This window comes from Bacteroides sp. An269 (genome assembly GCF_002159755.1).
GTDB lineage: Bacteria > Bacteroidota > Bacteroidia > Bacteroidales > Bacteroidaceae > Phocaeicola > Phocaeicola intestinalis.
The window spans coordinates 1-17,168 of the sequence record NZ_NFJG01000044.1 but is presented as its reverse complement, the minus strand read 5'-3'; the positions used below and the strand labels follow the sequence as shown (position 1 = coordinate 17,168).

Genomic DNA, 17,168 nt, shown 5'->3' with positions numbered 1-17,168 from the left:
CTCAAGAACTTAAAAACTCAAGAACTTAAAAACTCAAGAACTCAAGAACAGAATACTTATATGGAGAATAAATTTATATTAAAAAACGGAAGCGGCTCCTTGTGCTGCAAGGGCTGCGGAAAACAAGATAACAAACTGAATACGTACGACTGGCTTGCCGATATTCCAGGCAATGCCGAACTGGAAGACATGGTGGAAATCCAATTCAAGAATACACGAAAAGGATATTACAAAAACAGTAACCGTCTGAAACTGGAAAAAGGGGACACCGTAGCTGTAGAAGCCAGTCCTGGACACGACATTGGTGTAGTGACCTTGACAGGACGTCTGGTACCGTTACAGATGCGCAAGGCAAACATTAAACCTGATGCTGAAATACGCCGTATCTACCGCAAAGCCAAACCTGTAGACCTGGAAAAATACCGTGAAGCCAAAAGCCGCGAACATGACACTATGATTCGCTCAAGGCAAATAGCCTTGCAATTAGGACTACAAATGAAAATCGGTGACGTAGAATACCAAGGAGATGGAAACAAGGCTATATTTTATTACATCGCCGATGAACGTGTAGATTTCCGCCAACTTATCAAAGTACTGGCTGAAGTGTTCCGCGTGCGTATCGAAATGAAACAAATCGGAGCCCGTCAGGAAGCTGGACGTATCGGTGGTATCGGACCTTGCGGACGCGAATTATGCTGCGCTACGTGGATGACCAACTTTGTCTCTGTCTCCACCAGTGCCGCACGCTATCAAGATATTTCACTCAACCCACAAAAGCTTGCCGGTCAGTGCGCCAAATTGAAATGCTGTCTCAATTACGAAGTGGATGCTTACGTGGAATGTCAGAAAAGGCTGCCCAGCAAAGAAATTACCCTGGAAACCGCTGATTCCACCTATTATTATTTCAAAGCAGATATATTAAGAGGAGCCATCACTTACTCTACCGATAAGAATTTCCTTGCCAACGAAGTGACCATTTCACCCAAACGCGCATTCGAAATCATTAACATGAACAAGCAAGGGGAAAAACCGGTCAAACTTGCGGCAGACAATGATGCCGAAGACCCGAAATCAAAAGATTTGCTGGAACAAGAAAGTGTTACCAGATTTGATAAAAACAAGAGTGGCAAAAACAAAAAGAAGAAAAAGAATCCGGAGAAACAACGCAACGCCAACGCACAGGAAATGCAAAATAACACTAAACCGAACGGAGGCAATGCAACAGAAACAAAAAACTCTGCGCCACATAGCAAAAAACAAAAAAATAAAGTTGAACGCCAAAAAAATAAAAATAATGAACAGCAAGGAGAAGCAGGTGTAAACAAACAATTGCCGGCAGGACCTGTCAAACAAAATACTAAAAAACTGCCCGCTGTAACCGCCCAAACCAAAGAAGGAGCAAAAGCAGAAAACACGAATCACCCTGCTTCTGCCAACAATAATGGAGGAAAACCAAACCGGAACAACAACCGTCGCCCTAAGAACAAAGGAAACGCTGATGAAGGAGGAAACGCCCCCCAGCAGCCGCAAATGTAAACAAACGATACAAATCATCCGTGATTTCCCACACAGAGACGCAGGCATTACCCCGTGTCTCTGTGTCTAAACCGAACTCAAAACATGAAACTACTTAAATTGTTTTCCCTGTCTATCATAACCGTTTTACTTACAGGATGCGAAAACAATCCTACAGTATTCCACCGCTACCAAGCGATTCCTATACAAGGTTGGAAACGAAAAGACACCCTTTCGTTCACCATCCCCGACACACTTACCGGGAACCGGTACGAATTGGAAATCGGATTGCGACATACCGAAATGTACCCCTACCGGGATCTTTGGATTGCTTTAATCCACCCGCTTGATTCCTTTCCGCCAGATACATTCCATGTTGAACTTGCCTCATCAAAAGGCGACTGGAAAGGAAAAGGAAATGCGGGTAGCCTATATCAGTATGCTTTAAGCGTAGGAAATATTACGCTAACTTCTGCCGACACCTTGCTTCAACTGGTCCAGGTAATGAAAGACTCCTGCCTGCAAGGAATTACCGATGCAGGTATCCGCCTATCGTTCACGAGCCGCATCAATACGCAAAAAGACAAACAACAGGATAGTAAATCCCCAAAGCGATGAACCTCCATAACTGAAAAAAGGCAACGGTATGCCAATAACGGGAGTCAGCCCTAATACCATTCCTACATTAACAAAGAGATGGAAGAAAAAGATGCTCAAGACACTATAACCATACACTCTGCCGAACCGGGTACTTTGCCGCTCAGCCAGATGAATCAAACGCCAAATAAAGACAGCAAACAAAAGAATGACTGTAACCGAACCGACAAAACCCTGTTCTTCACCTACCGTACAGAAGATGAAATCGGTATCTTGTTCGGGTACATATTTCAATTTTGTCTGCGTACCGTTCAGGAATCCTTTTCCTAAAAATCCTCCCGAACCAATGGCAATCTTGCTTTGATTCACATTATAACCAGCCCCTGTAGGATCATCTTCCATTCCTAACAACACTTTTATACGAATCTGTTGATGCGCTTCAAGCACATTGTTGAATACATATTCTGTGGAAAAGAAAAAGCCTACCGAACCGATGGTGAATAAAAAAATATAAAAATAATTCCGAATCCGCTCATGCAAGCCCAAATAAAGCAGGTATAAACACAAACACACACATACAATACGCTGGACGTATGCCACATTAAACGGAATGACATAAAGCGAAAACAACAGACTGAGCAACATGAGTCCCAAGCCGAATGACAATATAAAAATTACCGGCTTACGGCTTTCACGACAATACGAACTTACAAGCAAAGCGGAGAATGCTATAATCAAAGCCATCACGGAAAACTCCCCCCATGAAGTCAATTCATCCCCCATCAAGTCGCCACTGAAACGTATCCCCACAATGAAATAAATTACAGCACAAACGCCGGCAAATAATATAGACCCAGTCATGCCTTCGCGATACAACACAAGGAAAAAAGACAAATAAACAAGTGCAGACCCCGTTTCTTTCTGGCATACAATCAATATCATCGGTACCAAGATAATGGCTAGTGCCACTACCATGTCCTTCCACCGGTCGATAGAAAAAGTATATTCGCCCATAAACTTGGCAAGAGCAAGTGCTGTGGCAAATTTGGCAAACTCAGCCGGCTGAAGACTGACCGGTCCCAGCACAATCCATGAACGTGACCCCTTTATCTCGTGTGGATTAAAAATGGTGCCAAACAGTAAAAGCAACAGAATCCCATATATCAGATAAGCATACGTATCATAAAGCCGATCTTCCAACATCAGCAATACAAAGCCTAAGACCAGTGAACACCCTATCCACATCAATTGTTTACCTGCCCGCGTAGTCAAATCGAAAAAATTGGGCTCACCATAATCATAGCTTGCCCCACATACGCTGAACCATCCACACGTCACCAGAATCAAATAAAGCGACACGGTCCACCAGTCCACCGATTTCCACCAACTATCTTTCCTGTATGCCATAATCTATCCTTCTGTGTTGAATGTCGGAAGCCAAAGCCTCATCAGCTTCCGTCAGTTTTCCCGTAAGGTATTGTTCTATCATCAAACGGCCAATGGGCACACCATAAGTTGCACCCCATCCACCGTTTTCTACATAAACAGCTATCGCTATCTTCGGATTGTCCATCGGAGCAAACCCCATAAAGGCTGAATGGTCTTTTCCATGGTTCTGTGCCGTACCTGTCTTTCCACATACTTCGATATCCGGCAGATTTGCCATCCGGCATGTACCTCCCAACACCGCCGAACGCATTCCTTGCACTACTTCTTCGTAATGCATTTCTGACACCTTCGTGTACCGGCGTTCGCGATACAAAGAATCAAGCTGCTCCCCTTCAATGCCTTTCACCACATGAGGCGTAACAAAATATCCACGGTTGGCTATCGTAGCCCCCAGATTTGCTATTTGCAACGGAGTAGCCGTAACTTCCCCCTGGCCGATGGCAATACTGATAACGGTCAGACCATTCCACGAACCACGGTATGCCTTGTCGTAAAACTGAGCATTGGGAATCATACCGCGTTTCTCGCCCGGTAAATCTATACCCAGTGTATATCCGAATCCCATCGAAACCATATAGTCGCGCCACGTGTTCATCGCCTTCTGTACAGTGCCGTACTTCTGCCGTGCCCCAATCATGTGATACAAGCCCCAGCAAAAATAACCGTTGCACGAAGTAGCTATCGCCGGCACCAAGGATAAAGGCGAAGGATGGGCATGGCAACCTACATGAAGCCCACGGAACGAAAATCCTTTCACACACGGATACATCGTACCCGGAACAATGATACCTTCCTGCAAAAAAGTCAGAGCTTGAGTAGTCTTGAAAGTAGAACCAGGCGGATACGTTCCCATAATAGCACGGTTCAACAAGGGTTTCCAAGGGTCACGGGCCATTTTCAGGTGATTTTTTCCACGGTTACGCCCAATCATCAAACTAGGATCATAAGTAGGAGACGATACCAAACATAACACTTCACCCGTAGAAGGCTCTATCGCCACGATGCTCCCGATTTTTCCTTCCAACAACCGTTCACCCAACATCTGGAGTTCGATATCAAGGCTCAATGTCAGATTTTTACCAGGAACCGGAGACTTATCGAATTTCCGGTCCATGTAGTTGCCTTGTATACGTCCGTGAGCATCACGCAACAAGATTTCTACCCCCTTTTCTCCCCGCAACTGTTTTTCGTACGAACGCTCGACACCCAAACTTCCGATAAAGTCACCCGGAGCATAATACTCATCCTTTTCAATATCGCTTTTAGACACTTCAGAAATGTCTCCCAAGATATGTGCTCCTGCTGGATACGTATATTGGCGGATGGTACGGCGTTGGATGTAAAAACCAGGGAACATAAACATCTTTTCCTGAAACACACCACAATCCTCTGCCGAAAGTTGCGTAAGAAACACCTGATGCGTATAGGGCGAATAACCCGGATTAAGGCGACGGTTCTTCAAGTCCTGGAAACGGCGGCGCACAAATTCGGGCGTAACCTTCAGCGTACGGCACAAGTCCATTGTATCAAGCTGAGTGATTTCTTTCATAATGACCGTAATGTCGTAGGCAGGCTGATTGTATACCAACAATTTTCCTGTACGGTCGTACATCACTCCCCGACTTGGATACTGCACCCTTCTGAGCAGAGCATTGCTTTCGGCATTCTTCTTATAATCGTCACTCAAGATTTGCAAGACGAACAGACGCAAGATAAAAAGTATGACCACAACCAGCACCACACCGCCTATCACATACCTCCTTCTTGCCAAACGATAAATCCGGTCCACTACCTTTTCCTCCTCATCGCATCTACACACATGATGCAAACGACTGTCATTACGGTATCCGTCACGATGCGCAATGCCAGCCCTGTTGCATGCTGAAAATTAAACACATCCGTCAGGCGCACGGCAATGATAAACAATAGCGTTGCACTCGACACATAGCGCAAGAAGGCTCCCACCCCCATACTACGTATTCCAGGTTCATAGTCATCGGTAGTTTCGCGAAGCATCTGCATCTGTAACAAAAAACGCCGGGCAAATGCCAGTAAAGTAGCAGATGCTGCATTCACCCCCGGCGTGTTACTGAATATATCCACACACAATCCCAATACGAAAGCTTGCAATAAAATGGTCTTACGCGAGATTTCCGAGTTAAGCACCAAGATATAATATATGAATACCATCGGCGTAGCATAACCCATGATATGTACATGGTTCAGAATCTGGGTCTGAACCAATACCAAAACCACGAACCACACAACACGATGCAACGCCTGAACCATAAATTATCCTTTATACCTTATTTAATACTATCCTCTAATGATACCTGTTCGGCACGTCCGTCGTAACAAATCACACTAACATCCGTCAACCGTGCAAAATCGGTGAACAAACGCACTTTCAACAAATACGAAAGCCCGTCATGGCTATCCTTGCGGTCATCCACCATCCCCACCGGCACACCTTCCGGAAAAATGGCACTATGCCCACTGGTCACCACTGTATCGCCCAATGAAAACTCGGCATGACGGGGAATATCCTGCAGCCATGCATATTGCGATGAACCACCTTCCCATTTCAGCACGCCAAAATAATCGGTACGACGTATCTTGCAACTGATGTTACTTTTCGAATTCAACACCGGAAGCACCAGCGCGTAATGCGCCGAAGCACGGTACACCACCCCCACTACACTATTCCCGCTCAGCACTCCCATCTCAGCATACACACTGTCCGCCGTACCTTTATCAATCGTAACATAATTGTCACTACGCGTCAAACTGTTGTTCACCACACGTGCCGAGGTTACCCAATAAGCATCCGGAGCACTTTGCCGCATCCGCACCACCGCCATACTGTCTTTCATATAGGCATCCAGCTCACGGCTCAAACGTTCCACCTCCAATTCCAGTTCCACGTTGCGGCGAGTCAGATCCTGATTCGTTTCCCGCAGACCAAAATAAGACGTGATGCTGCTCACCGCCTTGTCTACCCATGTCACAATCCCGTTAGCAGATGTGAAATACACGCTTCCCTGGTAATTGTTAAAACGGAACAACAAAGTGAAACTGACTACTTCCAATACAATGAAAAGCAGCCAGTAATCATATTTCAGCAAAAAATTCAGCAGGTTCCGCATACCCCCGTCATCGCATCAGGAACGAAAAGCGATCTACATTCTTCAATGCGATGCCCGTACCCTTTGCCACACTCAGTAAAGGATCCTCGGCAATGTGGAACGGAATGTTTATCTTGTCGGTCAGACGCTTGTCAAGCCCACGCAACAAAGCTCCTCCACCCGCCAAATAAATGCCGTTGCTCACGATATCGGCATACAATTCCGGCGGAGTGTTCTCCAGTGCATTCAGCACGGCGGTTTCTATCTTGGCAATGCTCTTTTCCAGACAATGGGCTATTTCCTGATAGCAGACCGGTACCTCCATCGGCAAAGCCGTAATGCGATTAGGCCCCCGTACAACGTAATCCTCCGGAGCATCGTCACCCAAGTCGGTCAATGCCGCTCCCACGTGTATCTTGATACGTTCAGCCATACGCTCGCTCACTTTCACGTTATGCTGACGGCTCATATACTCCTGAATGTCTGCTGTCAGGTCATCGCCTGCAATACGAATGGAATTATTCGATACGATACCTCCCAATGAAATAACGGCAATTTCGGTTGAGCCACCACCTATATCCACAATCATATTGCCTTCGGGTGCCTCCACGTCCAGCCCGATGCCGATAGCAGCCGCCATCGGTTCAAAAATCAAATAAACATCGCGCCCTCCTGCATGTTCGGCACTATCACGCACAGCACGCAGTTCCACCTCGGTAGAACCTGAAGGAACTCCAATCACCATCCGCAACGAGGGGGTAAACAGACGGCGTCCCGGATTCACCTTCTTTATCAGCCCGCGCATCATTTGCTCACATGCATTAAAGTCGGCTATCACTCCATCGCGTAGCGGACGCACAGTGCGGATATTCGGGTTTTCTTTCTCGTACATCAGCTTCGCACGCTCGCCCACAGCTATCATCTTGTCCGTACGGCGGTCCAGCGCCACTACCGACGGCTCGTCTACTACTATTTTATCATTGCTCAGGATGATGGTGTTCGCCGTACCCAAATCCATCGCTATTTCCTGTGTAAAAGAGAACAGTCCCATGGTTAAAATTCAAAATTAAAAATTCAAGATTGAAATGTCGGACACTCCAAGCCGGAACCGCTTCCGATTATTTACCCTCAAACCAATTATGGATAGCAGTATCATACGAAGAAGACACCCCAAACGCTTCACAAGCCAACTGACGGCGTTCCTCACGCGTGGTCTCCGCACCTCTCTGCTTCAAAATATCCAGTAAGGTCGCGTATTGTGCCTTGCTCGCCACGATAACCACATCATTGAAATTTTTTGCTGCAGCACGAATCAACGAGATGCCGCCTATATCGATTTTCTCAATAATATCTTGTCCACCGGCACCCGATGCCACGGTATCCTCGAATGGATACAAATCAACAATCACAAGGTCGATTTCCGGTATTTCATATTGCTGTACCTGCTTCTGGTCGTCTTCCAGGCTACGACGGCATAAGATACCTCCGAATACTTTCGGATGCAAAGTCTTCACACGGCCGCCTAAAATGGAAGGATATCCCGTCACATCTTCCACAGCTTCACACTTATATCCCAATCCTTCGATAAAATGGCGCGTACCGCCCGTAGAAAGGAATTCCACACCGTCATTCGCCAACAGGCGGATTATCTCGTCCAGTCCGTCTTTATGGTAAACGGACACCAAAGCTCTTTTTATCTTCTTTACTTCTGACATACTACTACTTTTTAAAAAGTGAATATTTCTTTATTTGGGTACAAAGGTACGAAATATCTGTTTATAAACATAATAACCGGGCATGAAATTATCTTTCTTTTATTTTGTAACAGTTTTGTAATATGTATTAAGCGAATTTTACCTAATTTTGTACCCGAAAAACAAGCTAACAACAATATGGAAACTGTTTATCTAGGAATTGTAATATTCCTTTTCATGCTGGCGGTATTTGACTTGCTGGTGGGTGTCAGCAACGACGCCGTGAACTTTATGAATTCGGCTGTAGGCGCAAAAGTCGCCAAGTTTCGCACTATCATTATCGTAGCAGCCGCAGGAGTCTTCTTAGGAGCCATTATGAGTAATGGCATGATGGATATCGCCCGACACGGTATCTTCCAACCTTCCAATTTCAGTTTTTACGAAATCATGTGCATCTTGCTGGCGGTAATGGTTACCGACGTGGTATTGCTCGATGTGTTCAACACGTTAGGGCTTCCCACTTCCACCACAGTTTCCATGGTGTTCGAACTGCTGGGAGGTACGTTCATTCTGGCAATACTGAAAATCATAGGCGATGAAACAGGCATGTATTCATTAGGAGACATGATGAACACCGAAAAAGCATTCTCGGTCATCATGGCAATCTTCCTCTCCGTTGCCATCGCCTTCATAGCCGGTACGGTGGTGCAATACATCTCCCGACTCATTTTCAGCTTCAACTACAAGAAAAACCTCTCGTGGACCATCGGCATTTTCGGCGGCCTCTCTACTACGGCACTTGCCTACTTCATCCTTATTCAAGGACTGAAAAGTTCACCTTATATTTCTCCCGAAACGCTTGAGTGGATCAACAACCATAATTCCATGCTGATTTTAGGATGTTTCGTCTTCTTCACCCTGCTGATGCAAATCCTGCACTGGTGCAAAGTGAATGTGTTCCGCATCATTGTCTTGTTAGGTACTTTCTCGCTGGCACTCGCCTTTGCAGGCAATGACCTGGTGAACTTCATCGGTGTGCCACTCGCAGGCTATTCTTCCTATATGGACTATGTGGCAAATGCCAACGGAGCGGGCATACACGATTTCATGATGAACTCTCTGATGTCATCCGCCAAAACACCAATGATCTTCCTTTTTCTATCGGGATTGGTAATGGTTTACGCACTTGCCACTTCGAAGAAAGCACAAAACGTTATCAAGACTTCGGTCGACCTCTCGCGTCAGGAAGAAGGCGACGAAATGTTCGGCTCATCGGCCATAGCGAGAACCATCGTACGCCGTGCTACCGCGACCAATGAGTTCCTTGTACGTGTCATCCCTGCCAACGTACGCAAGTGGATTGACAGCCGTTTCAACAAAGATGAAGTAATTCTGGCAAACGGCGCAGCATTTGATATGGTGCGTGCTTCGGTCAACCTTGTTCTCTCGGGATTGCTCATCATCATCGGTACTACGATGAAATTACCCCTTTCTACCACTTACGTCACTTTCATTGTAGCCATGGGCTCATCATTAGCCGACCGCGCTTGGGGACGCGAAAGTGCAGTCTATCGCATCACCGGAATGTTCTCCGTCATCGGCGGATGGTTCATCACCGCGTTTGTGGCATTTACTATCTGTGCCATCGTCACCGTCTTGATGTATTACACCAGCTTTGTGGGCATGTTCATTTTCATCTGCGTGGCTGTATTCCTGCTGGTAAGAAGCAACATCAAGTTCAGCGAAAAGCAAAAAGCAGAAAAACAAGATGACATCTTCAAGCGCATGATGTCTACCAAAGATAAAAACGAAACCTTTACCCTCCTGCGCCAGCACGTCAGAGAAACGTTGTCGGAATACATCGACTATACAGAGAAAACCTACGTACAGGTAACCGACGGTTTCATCAACGAAGACCTGAAGAGCTTGAAGAAGGGAATGAACTCGGCAGAAGAAAAACGCAAGATGCTGAAAAAACGCCGCCGCAAGGAAATCCTCGGCCTGCGCCGCATCCCCATCGCCATTGCCATCGAAAAAAACACATGGTTTCACCTTGGAAGCAACAGCTGCGAACAGATGCTTTACTGCCTGAAGCGTATCTGCGAGCCTTGCAAGGAACACGTTGACAACAACTTCAACCCCATCTCGAAAGAAAGCATAGCCGACTTCCTGCCCATCCGGGAAGAACTCTGCAAACTGATGGAAAGTACCCGGGCCGATATCGAGAATAACAACTACGCCGACACCGATGAAATTCTGGTGAAAGGTGATGCCTTGAAAAACAAGATTTCAGCTCTGCGTAAGGCACAGATGAACCGCCTGCAGGAAACAGACAACACAAACCTGAAAGCTGCCATGGTGTACCTGAATATCTTACAGGAAACACAAGAGTTAGTAAGCATCTGGCGCCACTTGCTCCGTGCAAGCCGTTTCTTCCAGAACGACTATGTACCCCAGCAGGAAGCACTCACATTGAGCCTGAGCGAATAGGAATATTTAGAGCCGTTTAAATTTCCAATAAAGAAATAACCTGAGGGTGTATTGAAATCGAAATCAACCCTCATTTTGTCATCCTAGCATGAGCGCAGGATCCCGGAAACAGAAAACTATGCATACGAGATCCTGCACTTTGTCTAGGATGACATTACTTTTTTTGATAGTGTTTTTATTTTGATACCCCCTCATAAAATGTGACGTCTCTACCAAAATAGTAAATAGCAAATCGCCAAATCGTAAATCACACTCACGGCATCGGCTTCAAGCCTTCCCAACGCACGTTCCACGTACCGTCTTTCGGGAATCCGGGGTTCACGCCTTCCGAACCGTCCCAGCCTGCACACATCATCGCCACGGCGGTAAGCAAGCCGCCATTGCCCGGCAGGTACACGCGCAGGCGTCCGTCCTGATAGTTGTGCCCGTTCACCAGATACGTGTTGGTGCGCTTGTCCATCAGCAAGGCTCCCACCGCCTTTTCAGGCTCGCCCAGGCGTGCCGCGTCCATGGCGGTCATCGGGTAATCCCAGCCCCAGGTCTTGTTCCAGTTCCAGTTGTCCCATACCCAGTCGAGGGTGTTGCGCATATAGTCGGCATGGATGAGCTTGTTCATCGGAAGAATGCCCACGGCACCCAGCACCGCCATGTGGTCGGAGGTGAAACGGATGTCCTTATACGTATCCGTAGCGGTCTCGGCGGCAAGATACAGGTGGTCTTTGTTGTATGCCAGCGGAGAGAGTTTCTCTATCAGCACGTCCCATTCAGGCACACGCTCCATGCCGGCACGTTCGCGCCACTCCTGAGCCACGCCCATGGCATAATGCCAGTAAGAAAGCTCGAAAGGAGGATTTACCGTATCGGCGGCACGCAAGGTTTCCTGGGCCGGAATGGCGCCCTTCAGGATATAGCGGTCGTTCGCCTTGTCGTAGGTAGCGAACGAGTACATAAACTCGGCGGTTTCCTGTACCAGCTTGTTATATTTCTGAATAATCGAGTCCGACGGCTCGGCACGGTAAAGCAGTTCGGCAAGGTAAATCAGGTGGGGCTGCTGCCAGATGAGGAAGCTTCCCACGTTCGACGGTGCCTCGATGCCGCTCGGGTCGGTCATCTTCATCCAGCGCACGCCTTCGAATCCCTGACGTTCGGCAATCTGGCGGGCTACGGGTTCCGCCTTTTCATACCAGCCCAAGGTGCGTCCCATCATTTCGGGGTGTCCCCACAAGGCGAAATGCGCCTGATGCCACCAAATCATTTCCAAATGGAACTTTCCGAACCACGAGTTATACGTCAGGCCCGTTTCCTGCGGAGGCGTAGAGCCTGCGCACTGGATAGCCATCAGGTACTGGCTCAGCACCACGCGGCGTTCCAGTTCCTTGGCGCGCGGATCGGTGCAAAGCGAGAAGTCCACCGCCCCGCCTTTCGTCCAATACGTGTTCCAATACGCCGATGCAGCCTGTTCCGACTGGGCAAACGTCACGGCAGGCGCGTCAGACGGCTCGGGCGTAAACTGGCAGGTAAAGGCAAAAGCCGTGTCTGCCGGAGTCAGGACGAAATAGTTCTTTTCTTTCTCCTTCAGGGTAGCATCGCCTTCCCAACGCACCGTCACATAATAGGTCGTGGCGTCCAGCTGGCGTTTCAGCACGGCGCTCTGCCCGTCTTGTTCCACCACCGTAGTCGAATGTTTGTCGTTCGCTTCCCAGTCGCACGCATCGTCGCAATGCTTGCCCGTAGGGTAAGGGAAACGGAGCTTGATGCCCGCAGGAGCAGTGGAAGACACCCGTGCGGCTATCATGTCGCGTTCAGGATGGCAAACGGTCTGTACCCGGTAAGGGGTTCCGTCCAGCGAAAAGCTGCTGGTGATTTCCCCGTCCCACATATCCAGCGTCTGACGGATATCCTTCACCTGGCCGGGCGTAACCGACTCGTCCAGCTCCAGGCCCACGACGCCCAGATGCAGGCGGTGCGGATTGACGCGAAGCCAGTTGGAAGCGTCTTTCTGACGGCCTTCTTCCTTGAACTGGCACGCATACACCTCCTTGTGCCCGCGCCCGAAATCGTATTCCTTCTGGGCGTCTTCGGGCTTGTAGTTGCCCGTATTGGCAAAGCTGTGCCAGCCCCATTGGCTCTGTGTGCCCAGAGGCACTCCGTTCTTATACACTTCGGGGAAAGTCTGAAGCCCGGTCGCGTCTACGGTATAGGCAAACTCGCCGTTCCCCACCGAGAGCGACGATAGCGAATCCATCGCCGCCACTTGCGGATTGTTGCGCTCCACCAACGCCCGGCGGTCGATGGGTTCCTGCTTCTCCGCGCCACATGCTGCCAGCGTAAGGGCAGCCAACGAATAAAGTAACTGTTTCTTCATGTATCGTTTTTCTTTTTTAAAATAAATGTTTCCGTTGATTATCTTGATGCTGCGAAGATAAGGCTTCTTACTCAAAATCAACATGGAAAAACATACACAAGAGGCAAAATACAAGGGCAAAAACAAAGGTAGAAACGGCATAGCATCAGGTTTTGGTTACGCTACAAAGTTACGAAAAAGTTTTGAATCATGCAAGCTTTTCCGGGGCGCGGCGCAGCTATATGCTACCCCTCCTGCACTTAACTGGAATAGCTTATGCATATATATGCGCATAACATATAAATTTGCTACGCCGAATTTGCAATCCGTCAATAAATCTAACAGTTCTAACAGATAACAGTTCTTTTTTTGAAAACGGCAAGCGAGCGACGAGTAGAGAGAATGTTAATAAATATAATATATTATATTTATATGCGTACTTTCTGCGATTCAATTTTTCAATTTAGATAACTGTTATCTGTTAGAACTGTTAGATTGTTTGTTGTGCTTGCGAAAAATGTAGGATAACGTGATTTCAAATTACCCTATGTGAATACCGCATTTCGCCAAACAAGCTGTAGGGGCGTATCGCATACGCCCTGAAGACATCCACGTGGATAAGTGGACGCATTCGGGCGTATGCGATACGTCCCTACATGGGATGTTTGCGGATATTCATTTTTTATAATTCATATACAACTCATTTACAGCATCATACAAACAATCGCCGCATAGCGTTAACAGATTTTCACACTCACCCGTTTCAAATCCATTGCCGGACGGGAAAAAAGACGTACCTTTGCCTTCGAACCAAAATCACAAAACGCTATGGAAACCAACCGATTACTTCACTACCTGAACTTCCACATCCTCCTGGTGTACGTTCTTGCAATAGCGGAACTCAGCGTCCTCGCATGCACGGATACAGACATGCTTCGGCGTAATGTCACCGATAAGCATTTCGGGGATGCCATGGAATCGGGTACACTTTTCCCCTTAAAACTGGAAAATAGCCGTCACTACCAAGCGGTGGTTTAAGACGGTATGCGAAGAAAGCGCCTTGGCTTTCGCATCGAACTCCTCTCCGTACCAGGCGTTGCAAACCGAGTATTCGGCACCGAACTTCCAGTGCGGACGGTTATAAGTGAGTTCGGCGGTACCAGTAAAGAGCTGGTCGAGGGTAGTACCCGTGCCCAATGTTCCGTAAGGCACTTCTTCCGTAGCGCCCAATCCTTTCAGATAACCAAAGAACAATGCCGGACGCCACGTCTTGCCGTATGCCACGTTCACCCACGTAGTAGAAGTGCGGAGCGGCGCATACTCCTGCTCGCCGGTCACGGGGTCGATGCTCCGGATGCCGTATCCGCCTACGGTGCTGGCTTGCGTCAGGTTGGTGCCCAATACGGTTTTGGCGGCTACCAGCCAATTGTTACGCGTGTATTTCACATGCGCCTCGCCCGAAATGCCGGTGATGCGTTCGTCCACCTTATACGTGCCGCTCCCGGTTTCCGACTGGGTACGGGGCGTAATGGAGCTGACATGTACGCCGGCACCGGCTATCAAGCCTAGCCGCTTGTAATCCACGCCCACATACACCTCGGGGATGCTGCTCCACTTGATGAAATCCTGGTGCTTGCGGGTAGCGGTAGCGCCCGGCTCGTTGGAACTGGGACCTACCGAAAGGTATTGCGATTGCCAGATAGCGGCGGCGGTCAGGCGGAAGTTTTCCGAAGTGAAGCGGTACCGGATTTGCGGAGCGCGGCTGAAGGGCTGGTAAGGAGCACCCATGTTGAGGTTCAGTATTTCGGGAGCCACATCGCCATAGAGCGGATGCCAGGTCTGCCCCACCAGCAACGCCGACTTGCCCCAGTCAAGATTGAAATACACGTGGCGGATGCGGAAGAGCGAATACGTTGTGCCCGAACCGCGGAAGTCCACTTCCACCTTTGCCGAAGTCTTTGCCTTGCCCAGCATCGGTCCCGTCACGTCCACGCCCAAACGGGTATAAAGGGTATAGAAATCGCTGTTCCCGTTGTCGTTCAGGTCTTTTCCGTTAGGGTCTTCCACTTTATCCAGCGGATACATATAGAACAGTCCGTCCACCGTTTCCGAATTCGACCGGCTGTTATAGAACAAATCGGTACGCACCTGACCATAAAATTTATAGTCGAATCCTTTCTTCTGCGCATTGCCTGCCAGTGTACCTCCCAGAAGGGCTGCCAATAATACAATCTGTTTTTTCATACTATTCTTTATCGTTTTTGAAACGTTAATCCGCGTTTCAAACAAAAACACATTTATAAACATCGCCCGCAAAAGTAATAAAAAAGAAAAATGTTTGTATCTTTGCCCGCCTAAAAACATCACGACATGAGACAAAAGCTACGATATACGATTCTCGCCCTGCTGCTCTTCCCCTTCCTCACCGCTTTCGCGCAAACAGCCCCGAAATACGAGATACGCGCCACGTGGCTCACTACGCTGGGCGGTATGGACTGGCCTAGCCATAAAGCCGTCTCTCCCCAAGGCATCGAACGCCAGAAGGCCGAACTATGCCATATCCTTGACCAGCTGAAACAAGCCAACTTCAATACGGTACTTTTCCAAACCCGCCTGCGGGGAGACGTAATCTACCCCTCGGCATTCGAGCCTTTCGCCGAATCGCTGACGGGTACCGAAGGCAAGCATCCCGGCTACGACCCATTGAAATTCGCCATAGAAGAATGCCACCGGCGGGGCATGGAACTGCATGCCTGGCTCGTGGCTATCCCCATCGGGAACACCCGCCAGATACGGATGCTTGGGAAAAACGCCCTGACCCGCAAACACCCCTCGCTCTGCAGGCAATTCAAGGGAAGCTGGTACCTGGACCCGGGCAATCCCGGAACGGATGAATATCTGGCAAACATCGTGCGCGAAATCGTATCCGGATACGATGTGGACGGCATCCATCTCGATTACATCCGGTACCCCGAGCAGGGGGAACGCTTCCCCGACCAAAGCACATACCGCAAGTATGGGAAACGGCAAGGCCTGACACAATGGCGGCGGGACAACATCACACGCATCGTGCGCCGGATATATACCGAAGTCAAGTCGATGAAACCGTGGGTAAAGGTAAGCAGCTCGCCCATCGGCAAATACCGCGATACGGAACGCTATTCTTCGCGCGGCTGGAACGCCTATGAAGAGGTGTATCAGGACGCCCAGCAATGGCTCCGCGAAGGCATCCACGACGCACTTTTCCCGATGATGTATTTCCGCGGGAACCACTTCTATCCGTTTGCCCTCGACTGGAAAGAGAATGCATACGGGCGGTGGATTGTGCCCGGACTGGGCATCTACTTCCTGCACCCCAAAGAACAGGACTGGCAACTGGACGAAGTCATCCGGCAAATCTATTTCATCCGTTCCATCGGGCTGGACGGACAGGCTTACTTCCGTACCCGCTTCCTGCTCGGCAATACCAAAAGCGTATTCGACGAGCTGAGGCAACATTTCTACCCGCTTCCGGCACTCGTCCCACCCATGACATGGACGGACAGCATCGCACCTGCCAAGCCCCAAGAGCCGTCTTTCACGCTTTTAGACCGAGGCATCCGTTTCCGCTGGGAAGCCTCTACCGATAACCTCTCGCCGGTATATTACCGCCTCTATGCGTCGGACACTTATCCGGTAGACACGCGGAACCCCCTCAACCTGATTGCCCCACGCATCGAGGACACCCGCTACACCTATGTGCCCGAAGTGCCTTGGCAAGAATACCTCTATTGGGCGGTGACTGCCGTAGACCGGTGCGGGAACGAAAGCGAACCGCTGGAATTTTTCCAATTGACAAATTATGAATAGCCCACCGTCAAGTTAGAAGTGCAACTCCGCCACCGCCTTCCTCCGTCCTTGGAGCGTAGCGGAAAGGGCGGAGGAAGGCGGTGGAAGCCCGGAATCAGGGTCATC

11 protein-coding genes and 1 pseudogene are annotated in these 17,168 nt (G+C 48.8%); 4 read left to right on the top strand and 8 right to left on the bottom strand.

The window, feature by feature from the left end:
• Nucleotides 1–60 precede the first annotated feature (60 nt).
• Nucleotides 61–1,536: a regulatory iron-sulfur-containing complex subunit RicT gene (gene ricT, locus B5F71_RS09985; RefSeq protein WP_087209824.1), complete on the top strand. Its 1,476-nt coding sequence runs from the start codon at nt 61–63 to the stop codon at nt 1,534–1,536.
• Nucleotides 1,537–1,620: 84 nt separating this feature from the next.
• Complete coding sequence (locus B5F71_RS09980; protein ID WP_022039779.1) at nt 1,621–2,133, top strand: gliding motility lipoprotein GldH; 513 nt, start codon at nt 1,621–1,623, stop codon at nt 2,131–2,133.
• Here the strand turns inward: B5F71_RS09980 and rodA are convergent.
• The 6 genes and pseudogenes from rodA to B5F71_RS09950 all read right to left on the bottom strand — a co-directional run.
• On the bottom strand, nt 2,065–3,519 hold the full coding sequence (gene rodA, locus B5F71_RS09975) for a rod shape-determining protein RodA (RefSeq protein WP_022039778.1): 1,455 nt from the start codon (nt 3,517–3,519) through the stop codon (nt 2,065–2,067). The genes B5F71_RS09980 and rodA overlap by 69 nt on opposite strands.
• Nucleotides 3,500–5,350, bottom strand: a complete 1,851-nt coding sequence (gene mrdA / locus B5F71_RS09970) for a penicillin-binding protein 2 (RefSeq protein ID WP_022039777.1) — start codon at nt 5,348–5,350, stop codon at nt 3,500–3,502. The genes rodA and mrdA overlap by 20 nt, the downstream gene beginning before the upstream one ends.
• Nucleotides 5,350–5,850: a rod shape-determining protein MreD gene (gene mreD / locus B5F71_RS09965; RefSeq protein WP_087209821.1), complete on the bottom strand. Its 501-nt coding sequence runs from the start codon at nt 5,848–5,850 to the stop codon at nt 5,350–5,352. Before mreD ends, mrdA begins: the two co-directional genes overlap by 1 nt.
• 17 nt (nt 5,851–5,867) lie before the next feature.
• Entirely contained in the window at nt 5,868–6,707 is an 840-nt protein-coding gene (gene mreC, locus B5F71_RS09960) for a rod shape-determining protein MreC (protein WP_022039775.1), read from the bottom strand.
• A gap of 7 nt (nt 6,708–6,714) precedes the next feature.
• Nucleotides 6,715–7,737, bottom strand: coding sequence for a rod shape-determining protein (locus tag B5F71_RS09955; RefSeq protein WP_022039774.1), 1,023 nt, complete (start codon nt 7,735–7,737; stop codon nt 6,715–6,717).
• Nucleotides 7,738–7,813: 76 nt separating this feature from the next.
• Nucleotides 7,814–8,401, bottom strand: a pseudogene (locus tag B5F71_RS09950) (IMP cyclohydrolase); the annotation flags it as partial.
• A 177-nt stretch (nt 8,402–8,578) separates the two neighbouring features.
• On the opposite strand from B5F71_RS09950, the gene B5F71_RS09945 reads away from it, so the two are divergent.
• On the top strand, nt 8,579–10,870 hold the full coding sequence (locus B5F71_RS09945) for an inorganic phosphate transporter (protein WP_022039772.1): 2,292 nt from the start codon (nt 8,579–8,581) through the stop codon (nt 10,868–10,870).
• A gap of 253 nt (nt 10,871–11,123) precedes the next feature.
• Here B5F71_RS09945 and B5F71_RS09940 read toward each other — a convergent pair whose 3' ends face one another.
• Both B5F71_RS09940 and B5F71_RS09935 read right to left on the bottom strand, forming a co-directional pair.
• The gene (locus B5F71_RS09940) at nt 11,124–13,235 is read right to left on the bottom strand and encodes a glycoside hydrolase N-terminal domain-containing protein (RefSeq protein ID WP_087209843.1); all 2,112 of its coding nucleotides are present in this window, start codon (nt 13,233–13,235) and stop codon (nt 11,124–11,126) included.
• Nucleotides 13,236–14,210: 975 nt separating this feature from the next.
• Nucleotides 14,211–15,458, bottom strand: coding sequence for a DcaP family trimeric outer membrane transporter (locus tag B5F71_RS09935; protein WP_087209816.1), 1,248 nt, complete (start codon nt 15,456–15,458; stop codon nt 14,211–14,213).
• Nucleotides 15,459–15,584: 126 nt separating this feature from the next.
• On the opposite strand from B5F71_RS09935, the gene B5F71_RS09930 reads away from it, so the two are divergent.
• On the top strand, nt 15,585–17,063 hold the full coding sequence (locus tag B5F71_RS09930) for a family 10 glycosylhydrolase (protein WP_087209812.1): 1,479 nt from the start codon (nt 15,585–15,587) through the stop codon (nt 17,061–17,063).
• The last annotated feature ends 105 nt before the right edge of the window (nt 17,064–17,168 follow it).